The sequence below is a fragment of the Cobetia sp. MMG027 genome (assembly GCF_027947415.1).
In the GTDB taxonomy this organism is placed as follows: Bacteria; Pseudomonadota; Gammaproteobacteria; order Pseudomonadales; family Halomonadaceae; genus Cobetia; species Cobetia marina.
On record NZ_JAQJIO010000003.1, the window covers coordinates 185,525 to 210,405 of the forward strand.

At 63.6% G+C, this 24,881-nt stretch carries 19 protein-coding genes; 11 read left to right on the forward strand and 8 right to left on the reverse strand.

Translation table 11 applies throughout. The features are described 5' to 3' along the window. Positions 1-86 precede the first annotated feature (86 nt). Together PJK54_RS04925 and PJK54_RS04930 are read right to left on the reverse strand one after the other, a co-directional pair. Positions 87-1,127 (reverse strand): ion transporter, encoded by a 1,041-nt coding sequence (locus PJK54_RS04925; protein ID WP_271302371.1) that lies wholly within the window; start codon positions 1,125-1,127, stop codon positions 87-89. A gap of 152 nt (positions 1,128-1,279) precedes the next feature. Further along, entirely contained in the window at positions 1,280-2,287 is a 1,008-nt protein-coding gene (locus PJK54_RS04930; protein ID WP_271302372.1) for a CYTH domain-containing protein, read from the reverse strand. A gap of 480 nt (positions 2,288-2,767) precedes the next feature. Here PJK54_RS04930 and PJK54_RS04935 point away from each other — a divergent pair, with 480 nt between their 5' ends. The 6 genes from PJK54_RS04935 to glrR all read left to right on the forward strand — a co-directional run bounded on the left by PJK54_RS04935 (position 2,768) and on the right by glrR (position 11,175). Further along, positions 2,768-3,448: a TIGR00153 family protein gene (locus tag PJK54_RS04935; RefSeq protein ID WP_077378976.1), complete on the forward strand. Its 681-nt coding sequence runs from the start codon at positions 2,768-2,770 to the stop codon at positions 3,446-3,448. Positions 3,449-3,489: 41 nt separating this feature from the next. After that, positions 3,490-4,773 (forward strand): inorganic phosphate transporter, encoded by a 1,284-nt coding sequence (locus PJK54_RS04940; RefSeq protein ID WP_077378980.1) that lies wholly within the window; start codon positions 3,490-3,492, stop codon positions 4,771-4,773. A 301-nt stretch (positions 4,774-5,074) separates the two neighbouring features. Then, positions 5,075-6,385 (forward strand): amino-acid N-acetyltransferase, encoded by a 1,311-nt coding sequence (gene argA / locus PJK54_RS04945; RefSeq protein ID WP_136939061.1) that lies wholly within the window; start codon positions 5,075-5,077, stop codon positions 6,383-6,385. Positions 6,386-7,578: 1,193 nt separating this feature from the next. Then, positions 7,579-9,075: a sensor histidine kinase gene (locus tag PJK54_RS04950; RefSeq protein WP_077378985.1), complete on the forward strand. Its 1,497-nt coding sequence runs from the start codon at positions 7,579-7,581 to the stop codon at positions 9,073-9,075. A gap of 44 nt (positions 9,076-9,119) precedes the next feature. Further along, positions 9,120-9,686: a hypothetical protein gene (locus tag PJK54_RS04955; RefSeq protein ID WP_077378987.1), complete on the forward strand. Its 567-nt coding sequence runs from the start codon at positions 9,120-9,122 to the stop codon at positions 9,684-9,686. A 121-nt stretch (positions 9,687-9,807) separates the two neighbouring features. Beyond that, positions 9,808-11,175, forward strand: a complete 1,368-nt coding sequence (glrR, locus tag PJK54_RS04960) for a two-component system response regulator GlrR (protein WP_127736341.1) — start codon at positions 9,808-9,810, stop codon at positions 11,173-11,175. Positions 11,176-11,512: 337 nt separating this feature from the next. On the opposite strand, the gene xseA is transcribed toward glrR, so the two are convergent. The 4 genes from xseA to PJK54_RS04980 form a co-directional block, all read right to left on the reverse strand. Beyond that, positions 11,513-12,883 carry an exodeoxyribonuclease VII large subunit gene (xseA, locus tag PJK54_RS04965; RefSeq protein ID WP_271302373.1) on the reverse strand — a complete coding sequence of 457 codons (1,371 nt, stop codon included), beginning with the start codon at positions 12,881-12,883 and terminating at the stop codon, positions 11,513-11,515. Positions 12,884-13,044: 161 nt separating this feature from the next. Next, entirely contained in the window at positions 13,045-14,547 is a 1,503-nt protein-coding gene (locus PJK54_RS04970) for a tripartite tricarboxylate transporter permease (protein WP_271302374.1), read from the reverse strand. Positions 14,548-14,565: 18 nt separating this feature from the next. After that, on the reverse strand, positions 14,566-15,006 hold the full coding sequence (locus tag PJK54_RS04975; protein ID WP_077378995.1) for a tripartite tricarboxylate transporter TctB family protein: 441 nt from the start codon (positions 15,004-15,006) through the stop codon (positions 14,566-14,568). Beyond that, complete coding sequence (locus PJK54_RS04980; protein WP_271302375.1) at positions 15,003-16,028, reverse strand: Bug family tripartite tricarboxylate transporter substrate binding protein; 1,026 nt, start codon at positions 16,026-16,028, stop codon at positions 15,003-15,005. Before PJK54_RS04980 ends, PJK54_RS04975 begins: the two co-directional genes overlap by 4 nt. A 179-nt stretch (positions 16,029-16,207) precedes the next feature. Here PJK54_RS04980 and PJK54_RS04985 point away from each other — a divergent pair, with 179 nt between their 5' ends. The 5 genes from PJK54_RS04985 (at position 16,208) to guaA (ending at position 22,818) form a co-directional block, all read left to right on the forward strand. Then, positions 16,208-16,879 carry a response regulator gene (locus PJK54_RS04985; RefSeq protein ID WP_077378999.1) on the forward strand — a complete coding sequence of 224 codons (672 nt, stop codon included), beginning with the start codon at positions 16,208-16,210 and terminating at the stop codon, positions 16,877-16,879. After that, a complete protein-coding gene (locus PJK54_RS04990; RefSeq protein ID WP_141392584.1) occupies positions 16,876-18,264 on the forward strand; it encodes a sensor histidine kinase in 1,389 nt (462 codons plus the stop codon). The genes PJK54_RS04985 and PJK54_RS04990 overlap by 4 nt, the downstream gene beginning before the upstream one ends. A 59-nt stretch (positions 18,265-18,323) precedes the next feature. Continuing rightward, positions 18,324-19,355, forward strand: coding sequence for an ABC transporter substrate-binding protein (locus tag PJK54_RS04995; protein ID WP_271302376.1), 1,032 nt, complete (start codon positions 18,324-18,326; stop codon positions 19,353-19,355). 253 nt (positions 19,356-19,608) lie between these two features. After that, positions 19,609-21,078, forward strand: coding sequence for an IMP dehydrogenase (gene guaB / locus PJK54_RS05000; protein ID WP_077379374.1), 1,470 nt, complete (start codon positions 19,609-19,611; stop codon positions 21,076-21,078). Positions 21,079-21,243: 165 nt separating this feature from the next. Next, entirely contained in the window at positions 21,244-22,818 is a 1,575-nt protein-coding gene (gene guaA, locus PJK54_RS05005) for a glutamine-hydrolyzing GMP synthase (RefSeq protein ID WP_077379004.1), read from the forward strand. A 188-nt stretch (positions 22,819-23,006) separates the two neighbouring features. Here guaA and PJK54_RS05010 read toward each other — a convergent pair whose 3' ends face one another. Both PJK54_RS05010 and PJK54_RS05015 read right to left on the reverse strand, forming a co-directional pair. Continuing rightward, positions 23,007-23,624, reverse strand: coding sequence for a hypothetical protein (locus PJK54_RS05010; protein ID WP_271302377.1), 618 nt, complete (start codon positions 23,622-23,624; stop codon positions 23,007-23,009). Further along, positions 23,621-24,814, reverse strand: a complete 1,194-nt coding sequence (locus tag PJK54_RS05015; RefSeq protein ID WP_271302378.1) for a DUF3500 domain-containing protein — start codon at positions 24,812-24,814, stop codon at positions 23,621-23,623. Before PJK54_RS05015 ends, PJK54_RS05010 begins: the two co-directional genes overlap by 4 nt. Between the last annotated feature and the right edge of the window lie 67 nt (positions 24,815-24,881).

Consider the following 24,881-nt stretch of genomic DNA (forward strand, 5'->3'; position numbering starts at 1 on the left):
TGAATGACAACGCCCCCGGACCTTGCGGTCTCGGGGGCGTTGTCATTTCCGAGGCGTTGTCGTGTGCCGAGTGACACTCGGCCTCGTCAACTGCGATCGCGGTCGGGGGAGTCGTCGCCTGGGGAGGCGGTTTCCTCCTTCGCTGGCGGCTCGGCATCGGGCTCAGGTCCAGGTTCGGGTTCTGGGTCTGTCTCAGTCTCAGGCTCTGGCTCGCGTGGGTCACGCGTGTCTTCATCCAGCCAGGTACCGCAGAACTTGCAGTACTTGGCATTGCGATCATGGCCCTCACGGCCACAGCCGGGGCAGGCTTCATCGCTGGTCTGCTGCATGCGCAGGCCGTTGAGCACCTCGGCCGAGAACACGCCGGTGGGCACAGCGAGAATCGAATAGCCCAGTATCATCATCATCGCCGAGATGAACTGGCCCAAGGGCGTGATGGGGGCGATATCGCCGTAGCCCACCGTGGTCAGCGTCACCACCGCCCAGTAGAGCGCCTTGGGGATGGAGGTGAAGCCGGCTTCCGGGGGTTCGATCAGATAGATCAGGGCGCCGAACACCGTGATGATGCTGAGTACGGTGATGAAGAACAGCAGGATCTTGCGACGACTGCGCGCGAGAGCCTCGACCAGCATGCGACCTTCGCCGACGAAGGCCATCAGGCGCAGCACGCGGAACAACCGCAGCACGCGCAGCACGCGCACCACCAGCAGTGCCTGCGCCCCCGGAATCAGCAGCGAGAGCCAGGTCGGGGCGATCGACAGCAGGTCGAGCACGCCGTAGAAGCCCTTCGCCCAGGTGCCGGGGTGTTTGAGGCAATAGAGGCGTACTGCGTATTCCAGCGTGAACAGCAGGGTGAAGGTCCATTCCAGGATGCGGAACAGCTCCCCATGGCGGGCATTCAGCGATGGCACGCTATCGAGCATCACCACGGCGACGCTGGCGAGAATCATCGCGACCAGCGCGATATCGAAGGCCTTGGCCGCCTTGGTGTCGGACTCGAAGATCCAGTGGAACAGCCGGGCGCGCAGCCTGCCGCTGGCCGGCTCGAAATCGCTGGAGCGAGGGGGGGCGGTGGCGGATTGTGACGTACTGCCGTATTCGTTGGCCGGCCCTTGGCGTTCAGGCATGCGGGCTTCCTTGACTGGCGTCGCAGCGCCGGGGCGGGCTGCGACGCGATGGTGGGGGCAGGGCAGGTGAGGGCGCGATGGCCTGGCGCTCAGCGAGCGATTTCACCGGGGTCTCTCAATGAGCTTTCTCAACGAGCTTTTAATGAGCTGCCTCACTGGCCTCGGCTGCGCAATGCCGCCAGCAGCGACAGGCTGTGCTGACCGAAGGCCGCTGTCATCCATCTGTCTGACGTGCCCTGCTCACGGGATTCGCTCAGCGCCTCCGTCAGCGCCACCGCATGGACATGACCGGGATGCTGACTGGCGGCCAGGCGCGAGGCCAGGGCCGAGAAGGCGGCCAGGGCGTGATCGTGCCAGCGCATGTCATCTTGCTGCTGGCGGTCGGCATGTGCATCCAGGGCATCGATGGCCGCGGCGAGCAGGGCATTCGTGTCGGTGGTATCCAGCGTCTTCTCGTGCCATTCGCCATCTCTGAGTGCGGCACCGCGGCGTGCCTTGCTGGCATCTGCCGGGCGCAGGGCCAGTCGGCTGGCCAGGGATTCCGCCAGCGCCCACAGCACCCCTTCGCGCTGCTCGGCGCTCAGGTCGTCACCGCCAGTGAGTTCCAGTTCGATCTCGCGGATGTGCGTTTCCCGACCTGCTGCCTTCACGTGGCCGAGATCCAGCGCCATCTCGACGCCGACACCCGCTGTCTGGCCATCCTGCGTCACCGTCAGCTCCAGCTGCCAGGCATGACGTTCGAAATCCGTGCTGAAGGTAGGGGCGAGGGCGCCGAGCAGGTGCTCACGCGGACCTTCCTCAAGCGCCTGCAGAGGGGGAAGGCCGCGCAGGCCATCGAGATCGAGGCCTGTCTGGCCGTCGGGCAGCGCCCATTCCCACTCGCCCCGCGAATGCAGGCCGCCATGGCTTTCGCCACTGGTCTTGAGGGTCTGGCGCAAGGGGCCCGGACTGTCGGCATCCTCTCCACTGCGGCGCAGGCGCAATGCCATCTTGGCGCGTTCCAGCGCATGCTCAGGCGTGTCGAAATAGGTATTGGCCAGCCAGCGACGACGGGGCGTGGTGCCAGCCAGTTCCGCGATATCCGCAAGACGTTCCAGAATCGCCGTGCGTCCGAGGCCGCTGTGGGTCAGCGCCAGCTTGAGTTCGATTTCCTGCGCCATGACGACGGCACTCCCTGTACGAGAAGATGAAGAATGAAGATGGCCGGGCATGGATGACGACAGCGATACGAGGACGCTGGCTGCCTGTCCGAGATCCCGGGACAGGCAGCCCCCGGCGGCTTCATGCTCGCGCCTGTCCCTTGCCAAGGCAAGCGCAGAGCGTGTCGCCAGCCTTCCCACGGCAGGTGATCCGTCAGCAGAATCACAGTGATATGACAGTATCGTGACATTTGTGTGACATGAATTGCCTGCCGCCAACTCCTTGGTTATATTATGAACAATGTAATCAGTCAGCGACCCCGCGTCCTGTCGCTACATGACAATCTCTCCTCTGGAATCCTTCGAGTTCCCCCCGACTGCCGCTGATGTTGCGTGAAGTACAACAGCATGGCGGTATCGTGTCGTTACGATGAAAGTTATGTGATCGTCACAAAGGCTTTGCTACACTCCGCGCGTCAATCCTTAACGCCGACGGCCACTATGGTAACGACCAACCCTTTCTCTTCGATGTTCGGGCGCTCGCCTTTCAAGGCGCTGCACACCCACATCATCAAGACAGACGACTGTGCCCAGCACTTGCTGACCTTCTTCGACGCCTGCGAACAGGGTGATTGGGATCAGGCGGCCAGCATTCGTCAGACCATCAGCAAGCTGGAGCGTGAAGCGGACGAACTGAAGACGCAGCTGCGTCTCAATCTGCCCAATTCGCTGTTCCTGCCGGTATCCCGTTCCGACCTTCTCGAGCTGATCCATGTCCAGGATTCCATCGCGAACGTCACCAAGGATATCGCCGGCATCATGCTGGGTCGCCACATGCAGATACCCACCGCGCTGGTGCCCGCCATGCGTGAGTATCTGAAGACTGCGGTCGAATCGGTCTGCCAGGCGCGCCGTGCGCTGGGCGAGCTGGAAGATCTTGTCGAGTCCGGCTTCGGGCGCAACATGAGCGAGCTGGTCGACAAGCTGATCAATGAGCTGCATGAGCTCGAGAAGCAGTCCGACGAACAGCAGATCGCGATCCGCCAGACCCTGTTCTCGCTGGAAGCCGCTCTGCCACCGGTCGACGTGATCTTCCTCTACAAGATTATCGACTGGGTCGGCGATGTCGCCGATCAAGCTGAAAAGGTCGGTACCCGACTGCAGATCCTGATGGCGCGCTAAGCGCTGTCAGGACGTCCTGCCATCTGCTCAAGAGTTCCCTAATGTCCATCATTGCTCAATACGGCGATGTGCTCGTCATCCTTGCCTGCGTATTCGGTTTCTTCATGGCGTGGGGTGTAGGCGCGAACGATGTCGCCAATGCCATGGGTACCTCGGTTGGTTCCAAGGCCATTACCATCAAGCAGGCGATCGTCATCGCCGTGATCTTCGAATTCCTCGGTGCCTGGCTGGCTGGTGGTGAAGTCACCGATACCATCCGCAAGGGCATCATCGACCCGTCACTGCTGATCCAGAATCCGCAGTTCCTGGTCTACGGCATGCTGGCATCACTGCTGGCCGCCGGTATCTGGCTGCTGATCGCGTCCATGAAGGGCTGGCCGGTCTCCACGACCCACTCCATCGTCGGTGCCATCGTCGGCTTCGCGGCGGCGGGTCTCGGCGTGGATGCGGTCGAGTGGCCCAAGGTCGGTCAGATCGCGGCCTCCTGGCTGGTCTCGCCGCTGCTGGCGGGCTCCATCGCCTTCGTGCTGTTCAAGTCCGTGCAGACGCTGATCTTCGACAATGAAGACCCGTTCGCGGCCGCCAAGCGCTATGTCCCGATGTACATGTTCCTGGTCGGCTTCATCATCTCGATGGTGACCATGGTCAAGGGCCTCAAGCATGTCGGGCTGCACCTGAGCTTCGAGTCCAGTCTGCTGCTGGCCGTCGTCATCGGTGCCATCGTGATGGGGATCGGCGTGCTGATGGAGCGCAAGGTCGCGCGTTCTCGCCTCAAGGAGAAGAATCGCGCCACCGGGGATGATTTCGACTTCAGCGGCGTCGAGAAGGTCTTCGGCCTGCTGATGATGTTCACCGCCTGTGCCATGGCCTTCGCCCACGGCTCCAACGACGTGGCCAACGCGGTCGGTCCGCTGGCAGCCATCATCAGTGTCGTCGATTCCGCCGGTCAGATCGGCGCCAAGGCCAGCATGCCCTGGTGGGTGCTGGTGCTGGGTGGCGGCGGTATCGTCGTCGGCCTGGTCACCTATGGTCGCCGCGTCATCGCCACCGTCGGTACCGGCATCACCGAGCTGACCCCGTCTCGTGGCTTCGCGGCCACCCTGGCGGCGGCCTCCACCGTGGTGCTGGCCTCCGGCACCGGCCTGCCGATCTCCACCACCCACACCCTCGTCGGTGCGGTGCTGGGGGTAGGTCTGGCACGCGGCATGGCAGCGCTCAACCTGCGCGTGATCGGTACCATCGTGATGTCCTGGCTGATCACTCTGCCGGCCGGCGCGATCCTGTCGATCCTGTTCTTCTTCATGTTCAAGGGCATGTTCGGCTAAGCCGACATCTGCCTCAGCGCCCGGGCTTGCGACGGGGTGTGCGGACAGGGCGCTGCATGAGAGAAACACGCAAGATGCATTGGCAAGACGCATCGGCAAGATGTATCGGCAAGACGCACTTGAAAAACGTTTTTGAAAAAACGTTTTTGAAAAACAAGAGAGGCGACCTTCGGGTCGCCTTTCTCGTTTAGGCCGCATGGATGTCAGGGGCGTCGCTCGCCGTGCAGGCTGCGGCGCTGATATGATGATTCATGGGCATGCCTGACATGTCATTTTCCTCCCTCCTGCACGGAGCTGGCTCTTGAACACGCGTTTTCCCTTCGCGGACTGGTTTCGCAACTCCTCTCCCTACATCAACGCCCACCGTGGGCGCACCTTCGTCATTCTGATCGAAGGCGAAGCGCTGTCTTCCTCACGACGAACGCAGTTGATTCAGGATCTGGCGTTGCTGCACACCCTCGGCGTGCGACTGGTGGTGGTGTTCGGCGTGCGTCCGCAGGTCAGGGAAGCACTGGAGGGAGTGGGAATCGAGGCCGAGCGTCATCAGGGACGTTGGGTCGTCACCCGTGACATCCTCGCGCATCTGGAGCAGCAGGTCGCCACGTTGCGCCTGCGCCTGGAGGCCAGCCTGTCGCTGGGGCTGCCCAATACCCCGCTGCATGGTGTCGAGCTCTCCGCCGTGTCGGGCAATCTGGTGATGGCCAAGCCGCTGGGCGTGCGAGAGGGCGTCGACTTCCTGCACGGTGGCGAGGTGCGTCGGGTGCGCAGCGAGGCCATCCAGGGGCTGCTTTCCCAGCAGGCCATCGTGGTGCTGCCGCCGCTGGGCTTCTCCAGCACCGGCGAAGTCTTCGACCTCGATGCGGCCGAGGTGGCCGAGCACGCGGCCGTGGCGCTGGCCGCCGACAAGCTGATCCTGCTGGGAGAAGGGGAGGGGCTGTTCGATGAGCATGGCGTACTGTTGCGTCAGCTCAACCCTGAGCAGGCCGCCGCCCTGGCGCCGCCACGTGAGGATGACAGCGAACTGTCTCGTCATCTGGCCGCGGCCTGCGGTGCGGCGCGGCGCGGCGTCGGTCGCACTCACCTGCTCAGCTGGCGGGATCGCGATGCGCTGCTGGGCGAGCTGTTCACCCGCGACGGGATCGGCACCATGATCACCCGCCAGGGCTACGAACAGCTGCGCAAAGCTCGCCTGGAGGATGTCGGAGGATTGCTGGCATTGCTGGGGCCGCTGGAACAGCGCGGTATCCTCGTCGCTCGCTCGCGTGAACGCCTCGAGCACGAGATCGACGACTATGTCGTGCTCGAGCGTGACGGCATGATCATCGGCTGTGCAGCCCTGCATGTCAGTCGTGACGCTGCCATGGGTGAGCTGGCCTGCGTGGCCGTGCATGATGACTACCGTCGTGGCCAGCGGGGTGAGCAGCTGCTGGCCGAGATCGAGGTGCGTGCACGGCGTGGTGGCCTCACGCATCTGTTCGCGCTGACCACGCATACCCTGCACTGGTTCATCGAGCACGGCTTCGTGTCGGCCGGCCTGGATGACCTCCCGCCGATGCGACGAGAGATCTACAACTCCGCGCGCAATTCCAAGGTGCTGATCAAGGCGCTCTAGTCACGACCCAAGCACGTGGCGCTCAAGGCGCTTGCCGTCACCCTCAAGACTCTCGACCCCCGTCAGCCGCCTGAACGCTTCAGGTGACTGACGGGGGTCTTGTGCATGATGGGCGGGAAATTCCGGCAAGATGCCGCGCTTCTGGCTCGATGTCGCAATTCTTGATCGATGCCGCGCTTCTGGATCAATGCCGCGCTTCTGGATCGATGTCGCACTTCTGGATCAGTGAGTGGCGCGATGTCTTGCAAAGGAGACGTTTCAATTGATTGATATGTAAGGAGAAAATCGGATACCAACGATAACTGTTGGCATTTTGCGACGAAAAGGACATGTATTTCATCGTTTCACGCCTCGTGCGTGGGAATCCACGCCGATGCCGGTTATTGTATCTTTACAAGTCATTGTTTTTGAATGTGTTTTGCGGTTATTGGCACGGCGTTGGCAATAGTCATGTTGAGCACGAGGGAGTGCCCATGAAAATGGACATTTTCTCCGGCCTTCCAGCGATGACGGTACTCACTACCCTGTGCGCTCCGTGATCGCTGACAGGCCAAGCGTCTGCTCCACGCGATGTGTGACTTCAGGTTGCGATGAGACAGGTACGGCCCCCAGAGGGCATGGAAAGTATCTTTAGGGCAAGGATGCCCGGGCATGGATGCCCGATACTGGATGCGGTGATGCTTGATCCGTCACCGCCATCCCCAGAATTCAGGTGAGCGCCGGGAAGTGCCCGGCGAGCGCCGCAAGCATTGCGATGCATCGCCCCCCTGTGATGTATCCGATAGGGAGCTCGGACCCTGTCCGAGGCGAGTGTCAACTGACCTGGAACGACCACCAGGTGGCACTGGCGACTCCCGGGCCAGCGACAGGCAGACCACCTGTCAGGCCCAGCAATCACGATGGAGGTCTGCTCTCCAGGTAACAGGCATTCGTCGTGATGACTGACCCTTCAGTTCCCTGCGTACTTGGGCCGGCTCTTGCCGGCCCTCTTTTTGTGCGTTTCACGAGGATGGGTCAAGTGAATCATCCACGACACCTGCCCGGGCGCGGTTTCTGTCGTCGAGCGGGGATGAATTAAATCAGAATCATATTGATTAACGAACTGGCAACCGCGATGGGCGCTGGCGAACTCTGGTATCCTTGGAAGACGTGATTCGATGATGACCACCCCTTTCCTGCATAGAGTTCTTTCAATGGCCTCCAAGGTGACACGGCACTGGCGCCCCCGCTCTCTGCTTCAATTGGTATTGATGGCATTCATGGTGGTGATGCTGCCGATTGCAGTGCTGATGTTCCAGGCGGGTCAGGCACTCTCCGAGCTCTCGGAGCTGGCCGATGTCAGCGCTCGCCAGGCGGTTGACCAGACTCGCCGAGCCCGCACCCTGACCAATCTCGCCGTCGAGATGGAGCGCAGCGCACGCCAGTACGCGGTGCTGGAAAATCCGGATCTGATGAAGATCTACGCTGACAAGGCCAGTGCCTTCCGCGAGCTGCTGGACGAGCAGGCGCGCCTGCTGGGCGAGGGAGACCCGCGCGTCAGCGAACTCAAGGGCTCGCTGTCGCAACTCGAACGCATGCCCGAGATGAGCGTGGCGCAGGTCAGCAGTCATCTCGAGGACTTCGGTCCCTTCTCCATCCAGGCCAGCGGCCTTCTGAACTCCACCCGTGAACTCGTCGATGCCCGCATCGAGGGCATTCGTGCGCGCGCCTCCCAGGTGAAGACTCAACTGTGGTGGCAGACGGCCGCGCTCGTCTCCATCAGTCTGTTGCTGATGCTGTTCTTCACCTGGCTGATCATTCGTCCCATCCGTCAGCTGGAGCGGCGCATCAATGGTCTCGGCAGCGGCACCGACCGAGAGGGTCCGCTCATCAAGGGGCCCGCCGAGCTGGTCCAGCTGGGTGAGCGTCTCGACTGGCTGGCGGCGCGTCTGGATGAGCTGGAAGAGCAGAAGCAGCAGTTCCTGCGTCACATGTCGCATGAGCTCAAGACACCGCTGGCCAGCATCCGTGAAGGCACCGGGCTGTTGATCGATGAGGTCGCCGGTCCGCTCAGCCCGCATCAGATGGAAATTCTTGGCCTGCTGGATGACTCCAGCAAGGAATTGCAGAAGCTGATCGAGCAGCTCCTGGACTACAATCTGCTGCAACACAATCAGGGGCTCGAACGTAGCCGCTTCGATGTGCACGAAGTCTTCAAGGAAGTGCTGTCAAAGCACCGCCTGGCACTGGAGAAGAAGGGCATGCGCGTGCACCTGCCACCCGCCAGCCTCAGCTGGGAGGCGGATCGTCCGCGTACCGGCCGGATTCTCGACAACCTGATCTCCAACGCCATCGCCTATGGGGAAGATGGCGGCGATCTATGGCTGAGGGCGCGCAAGGAGCGTCGCCAGCTGGTGATCGAGGTCGCCAACAGCGGCGAACCGATCGCCCCGAAGGACCGCGATCACCTGTTCCAGCCCTTCTATCAGGGCGCGGTGAAGCGCAAGGGGCCGCTCAAGGGCTCCGGTATCGGTCTTTCGGTGGCCGCCGACAGTGCTCGCGCCCAGTTTGGTCAACTGGCGCTGGTGGAGGACGCCAAGGCCGACGTCTGTTTCCGCCTGACCTTGCCGACCCCCAGCCGCTCACCCTCCTCTGGTCAGGAAGGTGAGCAGGTCCTGCTGGGGGGTGACAGTGCACCCCATACCACATGAAATGGCACCCGAGAGTGCCATCAGACACGCAAGGAAGAGAAGTGATGAAGGGTCAACGACTGTTGACGGGAATCACCACCGGCATGCTGGTCAGCTTGCTCAGTGCCTGTGGCGCCCTGTCGAATATCACCTTGCCGGGCAACGAACACGTCGCCGATACTCCCAGCGTTCAGGACAGCTGTCATGGGGCGGGCGATCTGCCCGATTTCAAGGAAGGAAACTGCCTGCTGGATGAGTGGGTCGCCTTTGCGCTGCAGGCTCAACGCGGCAACGATCAGTGGCGCGACAGCACCCTGATGCAGCTGGAAGGCAACCGCCATGACCGTCGTCTGGCGCGTGCCATCGTGCTCAGCTGGGGAGACGAGTCCGATTGGGAGCTGGCCTCTGACCTCTACAAGGCGGACCTGCCCACCGCGCCAAGTCGTCTGCAGCCGCTGCTGCGCCAGTGGCTCAACGGGCTGGAGGAGCGTCGCGGCCTGATCGCGGATCGCGACAAGAGCGAAGGCGTCCGCCGCAAGCTGAGTGCCGAGAACGCCCAGCTCAGCAAGAAGCTCGAGGCGCTGACCGCCATCGAGGAAGCCATCAATTCTCGCCGTCAGACCACGCCCTGAATCCGATGCCGGGCGTGTCTGGCCACGAACTGTCATTGGCCCAACCGGCTGCATGACGCAAGACTGTGCGGGACTGACGTCGGAGGGATTTCCGAGCGACAGGCCCGCAAGGAGAGTTAGTGTGAAATACGCTCAAGCGCATATTCTGCTCGTGGATGACGATGCAAGTCTGCTCAAGCTGCTCGGCATGCGTCTCGAAAGCCGTGGCTTCAAGGTCACCACCGCCAGTAGCGGCCGTGAGGCGCTCAGCCGTCTGGAGGCGGCGCGTCCTGACCTGGTGCTGTCTGACCTGCGCATGGACGAGATGGATGGCATGGCGCTGTTCGGCGAGCTGCAGAAGCGTCAGCCGGGCATGCCGGTCATCCTGCTCACGGCGCATGGCTCGATCCCGGACGCCGTCAGTGCCACTCGTCAGGGCGTGTTCAGCTTCCTGACCAAGCCCGTCGACAAGGATGAGCTGTTCGCGGCCATCGACGAGGCGCTGGCCCAGGCGCCGCCCGTAAAGGAGGGTGACGATGCCTGGCGTGCCGGCATCATCACGCGTTCCCCGCAGATGGAGCAGATTCTGGAGCAGGCACGCATGGTCGCGGCTTCCGATGTCAGCGTGCTGGTCACCGGCCCGTCCGGCTCCGGCAAGGAGCTGATGGCCAAGGCCATCCACAACGCCAGCCCGCGTGCCTCGCGTCCCTTCGTCGCCATCAACTGTGGCGCGCTGCCGGAGCAACTGCTGGAAAGCGAGCTGTTCGGTCACGCCAAGGGCTCCTTCACCGGTGCAGTCAGCGCGCACCAGGGCCTGTTCCAGGCGGCGGATGGCGGTACCCTGTTCCTCGATGAGATCGGCGACATGCCACTGGCGTTGCAGGTCAAGCTGCTGCGTGCGCTGCAGGAGCGTCAGATCCGCCCGCTGGGCTCCACGACGTCAGTGCCCATCGATGTGCGCATCATCTCCGCCACGCACCGCAACCTCGACAAGGCGATGCATGACGGCGACTTCCGCGAAGATCTCTACTACCGCCTCAACGTGGTCAATCTGAAGCTGCCCGCCCTGCGCGAGCGTGCCGAGGATGTGCCGCTGCTGGCCAAGTACCTGATCAGCCAGGCGGCTGCCCGCCACAAGCCGTTCGTGAAGGGCTTCTCGCCGGAAGCGCTCAATCTGCTGGCCTCCAGTGCCTGGCCGGGCAACGTGCGTCAGCTGGTCAACGTGGTCGAGCAGTGTGTCGCGCTCACCAGCTCCTCGATGATTCCGGAAGCGCTGGTCTCCCAGGCGCTGGCCGCGGAAGAGAACGCCTTGCCGTCCTTCTCCGAGGCGCGTGCCGGTTTCGAGCGCAGCTATCTGATCAAGGTGCTCAAGATCACCGAAGGCAACGTGACCCAGGCCGCGCGGATCGCCGGGCGCAACCGCACCGACTTCTACAAGCTGCTGGGACGTCATGATCTGGAGCCGGGCGCCTTCAAGCCGGGCGCCGAGCAGGGTCCGCCTGATTTTTGATCCAGCGCGCCCGGAGCTGCGCGAAAGGCGTAAGGTCAAAAGCGATCCAGCACGCCCGGAGCTGCGCGAAAGGCGTAAGGTCAAAAGCGATCCAGCACGCCCGGAGCTGCGCGAAGGGCGTAAGGTCAAAAGCGATCCAACGCGCCCGAAGCTGCGCGAAAGACCAGGGTCAAGACCTGCGTAGCCGTTCACGCGTGTCAGTGTGAGTGGTGCGCAAGGCGAGTGATCAAGAGCGGTCCGGTGTATCTGACGTGAACCGCCCATGAAAAAGCCCCGTTACCGGTTCCGGTAGCGGGGCTTTTTTCGGTCTGGTGGCGCATCAGTGCCGATCAGGTGCTCAGGGTCTGGGCTTGTAGCGGCGCTTGACCTCGACGGCCAGACGACCCTCGCCGAGGCGGATCGAGAGCATCTCGCCGGGCTGGGTCTGATGGGCGGCGCGGATCACCTTGCTGTCGTCCGCTGCCGGCGTCTGGCTGCCGCCGACGCGCTCGACGATGGCATAGCCGCGGTTGAGCACGTTGAGCGGGCTGACCGCATTCAGTGCACGCATCGCGCCTTCCAGTCGCTCACGATCCGCTGCCAGCCGGCGCGGCAGGGCATTGTCGAGGCGTGGTGTCAGCATCGCCAGCTGCTGGCGATGGCGCTGGATGTCACGTGCGGGGCTGGCCTGCTGCAGGCGGCGGGTCAGCTGGTCGGCCTTCTGCTGCTCACTGGTCATGCGCATGCGCACTGCGGCGTGCAGGCGGCGCTCCAGCTCACGGGCTTGCTGGCGCTGGGCCTGCAGCTCGCGCGCCGGATGGCGCAGGCGCGAGCGGGCGTGATCCAGTCGCTGTGCCGCCTGATCGAGCCGTCCGCGCTGAGCGCGCCACAGACGCTGCGTGAGGGCAGCCAGCTGCTGCACCTGGGCACGTTGATCCGGATACAGCGCCTCGGCGGCGGCGGATGGCGTGGGCGCGCGCAGGTCGGCGGCCAGTTCCGCCAGTGTGGTGTCAGTCTCGTGGCCGATGGCCGCCACCACCGGCAGGCGCGAGTGGAAGATCGCGCGCGCCAGATGCTGGTCATTGAAGGCCCACAGGTCCTCGAGACTGCCGCCGCCCCGCGTGATCAGCAGCGCATCGCAATCGCTGTCGCGATTGGCCATCGCCACCGCACGAATCAGCTGGGGTACCGCCTGTGGCCCCTGCACCGCCACCGGCAGCACGCTCAGGCGTGCCTGCGGCCAGCGCTTGCGGGTCACCGCGATCACGTCCTGCAGCGCCGCGCCGGTCGCGGAGGTGATCACCCCCAGATGGCGCGGCGGGTGGGGCAGGGCGCGCTGATTGGCGAACACGCCCTCGGCTGCCAGCTGTTCCTTGAGGCGCGCCAGGCGCGCCAGCCACTCCCCCAGCCCCGCCTGCTGCAGCGCCTCGACGATCAACTGATAGTCGCCACGCGCCTCGAACAGCGACACCTTGGCGCGCACCCGTACCCGGTCACCATCCTTGGGCTTCTCACGCAGGAACTGGGCGCGGCTCTTGAACAGCGCACAACGCACCTGGGCGTTGTCATCCTTGAGCGTGAAGTAGCAATGGCCGGAACGCGGCTGCGAGAAGCCCGAGATTTCCCCCTCGATCCAGAGCTCCCCCAGCCCCCGCTCCAGCAGGCGCTTGGACTCACGATTCAGCTGAGTGACGCTGATGGCATCGGCGGCAGACGATGTTTCGAACACGCGGCAATCCTTGTGTGAGGGCTTGTGGGGGAATCCGTAGCGGAGCTTGTCTGGTAGATGGAGAGGGCCATGATGCCACAGGCGGGGAGCCTGCCACCAAGAAGCCCCCGGACTCCTGAGGGAGAACGGGGGCTTGGGGGGTGCCACACGGGGTGCCTTGCTCAGGCTGTACGCGTCTTGCGCTTGCCGAGTCGTGACAGCAGGAAAGGCCCGAGCAGCAGCAACAGCGAGGCCAGCCACAGGCCCTGCGAGATGCCCGATTGCCACAGGATACTGTTGTCGCCACCGCTGATGGCCAGGGCGCGACGCAGATTCTCTTCCATCAGTCCGCCGAGCACGAAGCCCAGCACGATGGTGGCCAGCGAGAAGTTCAGCTTGCGCAACAGGTAGCCCAGCACGCCGATGCCCAGCATCAGGTAGATGGCCCCCATGTCGGAATGCAGCTGATAGACCCCGACGAAGGACAGGATGACGATGCCCGGTACCAGCGCCCAGCGCGGGATGGTCAGCACGCGCGCGAAGAAGCCGGCCAGCGGCAGGTTGAGCAGCAACAGCACGATGTTGCCGATGTACAGCGAGGCGATCAGGCCGCCCGCGACCTTGGGATGCTCGCTGAACATCATCGGGCCCGGCGTGATGTTGTAGAGCATCAGCGCGCCCAGCAGCACGGCGGTGGTGCCGGAGCCCGGAATGCCCAGGGTCAGCATCGGCACGAAGGAGCCCGCTGCGGACGCGTTGTTGGCGGCTTCCGGCGCGGCCAGGCCGCGCATGTCGCCGGTACCGAAGGTGTTGTGCTTGTCGCTGACGCGCTTTTCGGTGGTGTAGGAGACGGCACCCGCCACCGAGGCACCGGTGCCCGGCAACACCCCGATCAAAAAGCCGAGCAGGCCGGAGCGCAGCATCGCGCCCTTGCAGTAGAGAATTTCCTTCATCGTCACGAAGACGCGGCCGATGACAGGCAGGGCGCCGGTCTTGCCATGCTGCAGGCGGCTTTCCAGCATCAGCAGGATTTCACTGATCGCGAACATGCCGATGATCAGCACCACGAAGTCGATGCCGTCGTAGAGGTCGGGGATATCGAAGGTGAAGCGCTGGATACCGGTGCCGGAATCGACGCCGACGGTGCCGATCAGCACGCCGAGAATGGCGCCCAGCGCCGTCTTGACCGGGTCCTTGCCCATCATCACCGACATGGACGCGAAGGCGAATACCATCATGGTGAACAGCTCTGCCGGACCGAACTGCACGGCCACCTTGGCCAGCAGCGGGGCGAACAGGGTCAGACCCAGGATCGCGATGCTGGCACCGACGAAGGAGCTGATCGCCGAGATGCCCAGTGCCGGTCCCGCCAGGCCCTGCTTGGCCAGCGGATAGCCGTCGAGGGTGGTCATCACGGCGCCGGCATCCCCCGGCACGTTGAGCAGAATGCTCGACATCCGGCCGCCGTATTCGGCACCGGTATAGATGCCTGCGAGCAGAATCAGTGCCGATTCCGCCGGCAGGCCGAGGGTATAGGCCAGCGGCATCAGAATGGCGATGCCGTTGATGGGGCCGATGCCCGGCAAGGCACCGAACAAGGTGCCCAGCAGTGCGCCACTGAAGGCCAGGCCAAGGTTGAGTGGCGTCAGTGCGACGCCAAAGCCCTGGAGGATGAAATCAAACATGAGAAAGCCCTCTCGGAATCAGGAAAACCACAGCCCGGTCGGCAGCGAGATTTCCAGCACGGCGGTGAACAGCACGTAGCTTGCGCCGGCCATCAGCACCCCGGTCACGCAGGCAGCGCGCCAGCGGGCACCGAACAGGCGGGCGATGGCGGTGATGGCGGCGACGGCCGTGATGGGGTAGCCGAGGCGCACGAAGAAGAAGGCGAAGGCGATCAGGATCACCATCACCAGCCCCAGTTGCAGCATCACGCTGGCGGATGGCCAGTCACCTTCCGGGCCAGGGCGCAGGATCAGCACCAGCGAGAAGATGGCCATCAGGATCGAAAGGCCGATGGGAAAGGCCTTGGGGCCTACCGGGTCGTAGGCGAAGGGTACTTCGATACTCAGGGACTGGGCGACGATGAACGCCGCCAGTCCCATCAGGGCGAAGCCCAGGATGCGATCGGCGGCGAGTCTCATTTTGTCAGTCCCACTTCCTTGGCGAGGGTCTTGAAGTCGGCGACCTGGCCTTTCACGTAATCGTCAAAATCCGCGCCGAACTTCTGGATCGGGAACAGGCCGCGGGCTTCACGGATCTCGGCGAATTCCGGTTTTTCGCTCAACTGCTTGAGGCGTTCGACCCAGGCATCGTAGTCGGCATCGCTGACGTTCTTGCCCATGTAGTAACCACGCCAGATCGGCCAGGTCACGTCATAGCCCTGTTCGGCAGCCGTGGGAATCTCGGCGAAGGCGCCGTCCATACGTTCTTCGGACAGCGCGGCCAGTACGCGAATCTTGCCGCTGGAAAGCTGTGACTGAAGCTCTGACAGATCACCGGTATAGACCTTGATGTGATTGCCCAGCAGTGCCGCCAGCGCTTCACCGCCGCCCTCGAAGGACACGTAACGCAGCTTGCGCGGCGAGACATCGATGGACTTGGCGATCAGCGCGGCCTTCATCCAGTCCTGGCTGCCGATGGTGCCGCCGGCGCCGAAGGGAATCTCGCTGGGATGTGCCTTGAGGTCCTGCATCAGTTCATCGAGGGTCTGCCACGGGGCGTCTGCATTGACGACCACCGCGCCATAGTCGACCCCCAGTGCGCCAACCCAGCGGACGTCATCGGCGCTGAACTTGCCGAACTTGCCCAGCGCCAGATTGACGGCGGCACCGGTGCTGGCGGCCACGACCAGATTGGGGTCATCACTGCGTACCCCGATGACGTGGTTGTAGGCGACCGCGCCGATGCCACCCGGCATGTAGGTGACCATCATCGGCGAGTCGATGATGCCGGTTTCCAGCAGGCCATTGGCGGCCAGGCGGCAGGTGAGGTCGTAGCCACCGCCGGGCTTGGCCGGGGCGATGCATTCGCTCTTGTCGGCCGCGGCGGCGGGCATGGCGACCAGGCTTGCCGCGGCCAGCGCGAGCGGCGCTGCCATGGCGGCGGCGAGGCGCAACGGCGTGATGTCGCGAAGGGAAGAGGGCAGGCGTCGGGACTGGCGCATGGTGTGCTCCTGATGGCTGTTGTTTTTGTCTTCACAGCGCCTTTTGCTTTATGTTCATGGCGACAGGGTGGCGCTGTCTGATCGGTATATCGCAGCGGTAATTGCGATACCGGCATGGTAGGAGCGCGACCTTTCATCAACCTGTCACTTTCCCTTCCCCTTACTGAGACTTTGGATGCATGCGCCTGCTCGTCGTCGAGGATGATCCCCTCATTTCCCGCACCCTGCAGCGCAGTCTGTCGACGCTGGGCTATGCCATCGATGTCTTCGATACTCTGGCACCTGCACGGGACGCGGCGCGCCAGGGCGGCTTTGATCTGATCCTGCTTGATCTCGGCCTGCCGGATGGGCAGGGCATGGACCTGCTGTCGGAGTTGCGTCAGCGCAATGACCTGACGCCGGTGCTGATCATCACGGCGCGGGATGGGGTGGATGACCGGGTGCGTGGACTGGATCTTGGTGCCGATGATTACCTGGCCAAGCCGTTCTCGCTGGTGGAGATGGAAGCCCGTGTGCGGGCCTTGCTGCGGCGCAGTCAGGGGCGCAGTGACAACACGCTTCGCTTCGGTCCGCTTGCCATGTCGACCCGCAGCGGCACTTTCACGCTGGTGGGCGCGACGCTGGATCTGCCACCACGGGAGCGTCTGCTGCTGGAAAGCCTGATGCTGCACGCCGGCAAGGTGGTGTCGCGGGAGGTGATCGAAGGCAAGGTATTCGGCTATGGCGAGGTGGGCTCGAATGCGTTGGAGGTCTACATCAGTCGGCTGCGCAAGCGCCTGGCAGGCAGTGAGATACAGATCCGTACCCTGCGTGGGCTGGGCTATCGTCTCGAGATGACAGACGCTGGATGATCATCCACGGCAAGCTGCGCAATCGCCTGCTGGGGTGGATGCTGAGCATGATGCTCATCGTCGGCGGGCTCGTGTTGATCGATGCCTGGGTCACCAGTCAGCGCTCGGCCCAGCGCGCCTTCGACAATCAGCTCGAGGATGCGCTGCTGGCCATGTCAGAAGCCATCCAGTGGCAGGATGACAAGCCGCGCATCATGATGCCGCCGGCTGCCCTCAAGATTCTCTCCACACGACATCAGGAACGTGTCTTCTACCGCCTGCTGGATGATCAGGGGCGGGTACTGGCCAGCAACCTCGAGATCCCGCTAACCCCGCAGATGCTGCGCGAGGCTGGAGAAAGGGATGTCTGGCAGGACATCCGTTATCAGGGCGTCACGTGGCGGCTGCACGCGCGCAGCGTGCGTTCCGCAGGCTGGGAGCGGCAATTTCGTGTGCAGCTCTGGGTCGGACATACCACCGAAGGGCGCCGGCAGCTGGCGCGCGAGCTGATGATTCGAGCCACGGGCCGCATGCTCATCATGGGGGTGCTGGCGGTGGTGATGATCCTGATCACGCTGAGGCTGGCGCTGACACCGCTCAAGCGTCTGCGGCATCAGTTGCGTCGGCGTCAGCCGCAGGATGCCACGCCGCTGGAGGGCACCATGCCGGAAGAGATGCGCGAGCTGGTCGAGACGCTGGAGCAGCTTTTCCACCGCCAGGGAGAATCCCGCGATGCGTTGCTGCGTTTTACCGCCGATGCCAGCCACCAGCTGCGCACGCCGCTGGCGGGAGTGCAGAACCTGGCGGAGTTCGCGCTGACGAGCTCATCACCTGACGAATGGCGCGCAGCGCTCGGGGATATCCACGCCAGCGCTGCACGCACCAGTCGCCTGGCGGGGCAGTTGTTGAACCTGACGCGGCTGCGTCATCTGGCATTGCCCACCGAGCAGGATGCGCTGGACCTCGGTGAACTGCTTCGCGGCGTGGTGCTGGAGTGGGTCGATCACGATCTCGCGCGCCAGCATGACCTGGGGCTGGCCGAACTGCCTGCACAGCCGGTCTGCGTGATTGGCGAGTCGTGGGCGCTGCGCGAACTGATCGGCAATCTGATCGAGAATGCGTTGCGCTACACCCCGCCCGGCAGCGAGATCACCCTGCGCCTTGCCGCCCATGACGATAGCGTGCTGCTCAGCATCGAGGACAACGGCCCCGGTGTGCCGAAGGAGATGCTGGAACGACTCTGTCAGCCCTTCGAGCGCGCAGGGCGTCAGGACACCGACGGTTCGGGACTTGGGCTGGCGATCGTCGAGACGATTGCCCTGCGCCATCAGGCTGACTTGCAGGTCACCAATCGCGATGTGGGAGGGCTGTGCATTCGCATCCGCTTTCCGAGGTGGCCGTCATGAACCTCATGTCTGGCAGGCTGCGCGCCACCCCAGGGGCCCGTCGAGTCACGAGTTGCCTGGTGCTGGCCCTGTGGGCAGGTCTCGCCATCCTCCTGGCTGCCAGGCCAGTCATGGCGGCACAGGACCGCCTGGTCATTGAAGCGGCAATGGATCGCCAGGTCGCGGCGCCCTTGCTGGCGGCCTTCTCGCGCCAGTATCCCGCCATCGAGATCGTCTATCACGATCGCACGACGATGACGCTCAATGCACTGGCCGTTCAGGACGACGCGGGGGCCGATATCATCATCAGCTCGGCGATGCCCTGGCAGGTGGCGCTGGTCAATCAAGGACTGGCCCAGCGACTGGACAGCGAGGCTGCAAGGCAATGGCCCGAGTGGGCCAAGTGGCGCGATGAAATCTTCGCCTTCACCTTCGAGCCCATCGTGATGGCCTACCGGCTGGATCTCGCGACCAGAATGATGCCGCCATCCTCGCATGCCGACGTACTGAACATGCTGACGGAGCATGCCGAGACACTGACGGGGCGAGTCGTGGCCTATTCGCCCTCGAAGAGCGCACTGGGATACGCGCTCCATCTTCAGGATTCCTACTATTCAGGACGCTTCTGGAAACTGGTCGCGGCGCTCGGACAGGTCGACACCACTCTCGAGACCAGCACGCAGCGCATGCTGGAAGGCCTGAGCGATGGCCGCTACTGGCTGGGGTACAACCTGCTGGGGTCCTACGCCATCCGCTGGGCACAGTCCCACTCTGAGGTCATCGTGCAGATGCCCACTGACTATGCGCTGATCTCCATGCGCACCGCCTTCATCCACCGCGATGCTCCGCATCCGGAGGCTGCGCGAACCTTCATGGACTTCCTCATCGGGCGGCAAGGGCAGCATGTGCTGGCGGGCGAGACACCGCTCTACAGCATCCGCACGGATATCACCGGCCCCTACACCGCCCAGTCGCTGCGGGATCAGGTCGGCCAGCGGCTCTACCCGCAGCCTCTGGACGCCTCGATTCTGAGCATGCTGGACACGGCGCGTCGTCACGATTTTCTCGACCGCTGGTTCGATGCCTACTCCGGCGGTACGCCGACCCCCTGACGCCAGCGCATCCGCCGGCGCATCCCGCCGCAGGCCGCGCCATCCGTGGCTCTAGTTGACCAGATGGTTAGTGTCAGGGGTGTGCGAAATCGCGAGATTGATAGCCTGCGACGTTTGTCTCGAGTGGGGCGAATGGGTTATCATGGGTGATTACCTCGCAGCAACCGCTAGAACCGTAGTCATGGCGCCCGTCCATCGGGCCCTGCACTGCGGCTTTCGCGCATCCCTCATAAACTGCTACTGGGCGTTCGACATGCTACGTATAGCGCAAGAAGCTCTGACGTTTGATGACGTTCTTCTCGTCCCCGGCTACTCCGAGGTCCTCCCCAAGGACGTCAGCCTGAGATCACGTCTCACACGCGACATCAGCGTCAATATCCCGCTCATCTCCTCTGCGATGGATACCGTCACCGAAGCTCGCCTGGCCATCGCCATGGCGCAGGAAGGTGGTGTCGGCATCATCCACAAGAGCATGAGCATTGCCCAGCAGGCCGCGGAAGTCCGCAAGGTCAAGAAGCACGAGAGCGTCATCGTGCGTGACCCGGTCACTGTCAGCCCGAAGGCCAAGATCCAGGATCTGCTGGCGATGTCCGAGGAGCATGGCTACTCCGGCTTCCCGGTGGTCGAGGGTGAATACCTGGTCGGCATCGTGACCGGTCGCGACATGCGCTTCCAGCCTGACTTCAGCGATACCGTCGCCGGCATCATGACCGGCCGCGACAAGCTGGTCACCGTGCTGGAAGGCACGCCGCTGGAACAGATCAAGGCCAAGCTGCAGGAAAGCCGCATCGAGAAGATGCCGATCGTCGATGACGAATTCCGCCTGCGCGGTCTCGTCACCGTTCGCGACATCGAGAAGGTCAAGACCTACCCGAACGCCGCGAAGGACAGCAACGGCAGCCTGCTGGTCGGTGCCGCCGTCGGCACCGGCCCGGAAACCCCGGACCGCGTCGCGGCTCTCGCCGAAGCCGGCGTTGACGTCATCGTCGTCGACACCGCTCACGGTCACTCCAAGGGCGTGATCGACCGCGTCGCCTGGGTGAAGGAGCATCATCCGAAGATTCAGGTCATCGGTGGCAACATCGCGACCGCCGAAGCCGCCATCGCCCTGGCAGAAGCCGGCGCGGACGGCGTCAAGGTCGGCATCGGCCCGGGTTCCATCTGCACCACGCGCATCGTCGCCGGTGTCGGTGTGCCGCAGATGAGCGCCGTCGCCAACGTCGCGGCCGCCATGGCCAAGTACGACGTGCCGGTCATCGCCGATGGCGGTATCCGCTTCTCCGGTGACATCGCCAAGGCCATCGCCGCAGGCGCCAGCATCGTCATGATCGGCGGTCTGCTCGCCGGTACCGAGGAAGCGCCGGGTGAAGTCGAGCTGTTCCAGGGCCGTACCTACAAGGCGTATCGCGGCATGGGTTCCATGGGCGCCATGTCCCAGACCCAGGGTTCCAGCGATCGTTACTTCCAGGACAAGAACGCCGGCGTCGAGAAGCTGGTACCGGAAGGCATCGAAGGCCGCGTGCCCTACAAGGGCATGATGAGCGCCATCGTGCACCAGCTGATGGGCGGCCTGCGTGCCTCCATGGGCTACACCGGCAGCCAGACCATCGAAGAGATGCGCACCAAGCCGCAATTCGTGCAGATCACCGGTGCCGGCTTCGCCGAATCCCACGTCCACGACGTGCAGATCACCAAGGAAGCGCCCAACTATCGGCGCGACTGAGACATAGCGAAGCGCGATGCAAAGCGGGAGCCCTACACGGGTTCCCGCTTTGCTTAGGTCGAAGAAACTTCTGGTCTCGGCTATTCTCGGCGCCAGATTGTGTCGACCCCGCGCTCCCTCGCAGCTCCGAAGCGGGTCACATGACTCCCCAATGAGAGACTGAAGATGCAAGACATCCATTCCCACAAGATCCTGATCCTCGATTTCGGCTCCCAGTACACTCAGCTGATCGCACGTCGCGTGCGTGAGCTGGGCGTGTTCTCCGAGGTGCGTGCCTTTGACATCACCGAGGAAGAGATCCGCGAGTACAACCCCAACGGCATCATCCTGGCCGGTGGCCCGGAATCCGTGACCGAGCTGGACTCGCCGCGTGCGCCGCAGTGCGTGTTCGAGATGGGTCTGCCGGTGTTCGGCATCTGCTACGGCATGCAGACCATGGCCGAGCAGCTCGGCGGCAAGGTCGAAGGCTCCAACGTGCGCGAATTCGGCTATGCCCAGATTCGTGTCGATGGTGAGTCCGCGCTGTTCAAGGACATCAAGGACCACCTGGACGACGAAGGCCGTCCGCTGCTCGACGTCTGGATGAGCCACGGTGACAAGGTCGCGAAGGTCCCGGAGACCTTCACCGTCACTGCCTCCACCCCGAGCTGCCCGATCGCCGCCATGGCGTGGGAAGAGAAGCAGTTCTACGGCGTGCAGTTCCACCCGGAAGTCACCCACACCCTGCAGGGCCAGCGCATCCTCGAGCACTTCGTGATCGAGATCTGCCAGTCCGAGCGCCTGTGGACCCCGGCCAAGATCATCGAAGACCTGACCGATCGCGTTCGCGCCCAGGTCGGTGACCGCAAGGTGCTGCTCGGCCTCTCCGGTGGCGTCGACTCCTCCGTGGTCGCGGCGCTGCTGCACAAGGCCATCGGTGACCAGCTGACCTGCGTCTTCGTCGACAACGGCCTGCTGCGCAAGAACGAAGGCGACCAGGTCATGGAAACCTTCTCGCGCCACATGGGCGTCAAGGTCATCCGTGTAGACGCCGAAGACCTCTTCCTCGGCAAGCTCAAGGGTGTCAGTGACCCGGAAGCCAAGCGCAAGGCCATCGGCAACACCTTCATCGAAGTGTTCGATGCCGAAGCCGCCAAGCTCAAGGACGTCGACTTCCTCGCCCAGGGCACCATCTACCCGGACGTGATCGAATCCGCTGCCAGCAAGACCGGCAAGTCCCACGTCATCAAGTCCCACCACAATGTCGGCGGCCTGCCGGACGACATGAAGATGGAACTGGTCGAGCCGCTGCGCGAACTGTTCAAGGACGAAGTCCGCAAGGTCGGTCTCGAACTCGGCCTGCCGTACGACATGGTCTACCGTCACCCCTTCCCGGGGCCGGGTCTGGGCGTGCGTATCCTCGGTGAAGTGAAGAAGGAATACGCGGACATCCTGCGTGAAGCCGACGCCATCTTCATCGAAGAACTGCACAACTTCGACTGGTACCACAAGACCAGCCAGGCGTTCGCCGTCTTCCTGCCGGTCAAGTCCGTCGGTGTCGTCGGCGATGGCCGTCGTTACGAGTGGGTCATCGGTATCCGTGCCGTCGAGACCGTCGACTTCATGACGGCCCGCTGGGCGCACCTGCCGTATGAGCTGCTGGAGAAGGTCTCCAACCGCATCATCAACGAGCTGGAGCACGTCTCGCGCGTCACCTATGACGTCAGCAGCAAGCCGCCGGCCACCATCGAGTGGGAATGATCGCCTGACGATCACCCCTCGCTGAGCTGAGGCAGCGTTCTGTCGAGACGGTCTCTTGAGCTGATCGAGACGAGAACGCAGCAAGCAAAAAGCCCTTCTGGCCATTGGCCGGAAGGGCTTTTTTGTGGGCGCGATTCAGGAAACGCTTACCGCTTTGTTTACTGCAGTTCGAATCACTCCTGCTCGACTCACTCCTGTTTGACTGGCGCCTGCCTGGCCTTGCGCAGGTCGAGCCGGACGCCGTGGGAGGAGTGGAAGAAGCCGAAACCGGCCAGTGGGCGGGTGTCGCCGTCGGGCGTTTGCCAGTAGACATCGGCGCGATGATTGCGGACTTCGTGCATCACGGCGTCGTATTTCAGCAGCAGTGAGTCTGGTTCGGGCTTTTCGGTCTTCACGTTCCATTTGGTGATGACCAGTACGTAGTCGCCGAGTTGTGGCTGATAGGTGGATTCGAGACGCGCTCCCACAAGTTGCAGCGTCAGTGGCGTGTGATTCGCTGACAAGGCGAGGTGGTGACGGAGGTAGTCGCCGAGTTGATCTGTCAGCGGCTGCGGCAGGGGCTGGCCTGGTGCCTGCTCACCAAGGGCTGCCAGTTCCGGCGCGGCGATCAGCAGGTCTTCACGCGGGAATTGGAGCGTGAGGTGCAGCGTGTGCTGCGGTTGCTGCTCGAATGTCAGCACACTGCCGGGCAGGGCGTGGGCGTGAGCCGTCTCGATGAGGCCGCCTCCCGCCCCGCTGGCCCCATTGCCGAGGGAGATCACGGCAAGGGCGAGCAGGGCGGTGCGCCAGGAAGCGCGCCGGCTCATTCGGTCTGGCCGCCGTAGTCGTCGGTGCGATCCCGCCATACCGAGTGCGGATGGTTGCCGACCTTGTCGGTGGACTTGTTCGACTGCAACGAGAATTCGATCCACAGCGAGGGGCCGTGGATACGCACGTAATCGTTCTCGGCGCTGACCTGCGGCGTGCCGGAGAAGCCGAGGTAGGTGTCCGGAAGCTCAGCGGTGTACTTCGCCATGTAGGCCTTGGCCTCCGGCGCGGAGATGTCGTCCACGTAGGTCTCGATGGCGGTGAGCAGCAGCGCTTGCTGGTCATCATCCAGCTCGGAGACGGGAATGCCTTCATAGCTTTCGGGGATGGCATCGTCGGCCTGGGGGCCAGCGAGGATGTCACGGTAGGTGCCTTCCAGTGTCGCCTCGGCCTGTTGATCCTCGGAGAGCGAGCTGAGCAGGGTGGCGAAGGCATCGCGTTCCTGGGTCAGCGGCTCGTTGACGCGCCCGTTCATCTCGAAATACGGGAAGGGTTCCACGCCACGGAAGGAGGGCGTGGCACCGGCCAGCTTGCCGTCGGTGTAGGTGTTGGCGAAGGCCATGTGGTGGCCGCCGTAGTACAGCTCCCAGGTGCCGCTCTCACCCGGCGTGCCGAGGAAGGCGAACTTGGTGTTGTAGGAGGAGTAACCGGCCTTGTAGTCGGTGCTGACGGTGTTGATGTAGTCGTCGGCATTGAGCGTCTGAATCATCTCGTCGAAGCCTTCATCCGGCGCGTGGCCGGTGGCTTCCAGCATGATCGCCTTGACGAGGCCGCGCTGCTTGATGTTCAGCTCGCCCAGCAGCACGCCGGGGCGTTTCGGGAAGGCGCCAGCGGGCAGGTTGCTCCAGTTCTCGGCCTCTGCGAGGGAGTAGTCATGCTGCAGGTTCTTGAGGATGTCATCGTCGGAGATATCGGCCTTGAGCAGACCGATCAGGCACAGCATGCGCTCATAACCTGGCGTGTCGCCGCACTCGGCGGCGCTCTCGGGGATCGGCACGCTCTGCATCAGGGTGCTGGTATCGCCCATGCGCGCGCGCAGCGCCTCGCTCAAGGCCTGGTCTTCCGCTGACATCGGCGGCGGGCCATCGTGATCGGGCGGCGGCCCGTCGTGCCCTTGTTGTGCAAGAACGGGGAAGGACAGGAGCGCGGCCAGCGCGGCTCCTCCGGTCACTGCGAGACGTCGGGACATCGATGGGCCTATTTTCCGGGGACAGGAAGAAAACCTTAGCCCGCCTGACGTCGAGCAGGAAGCCTTC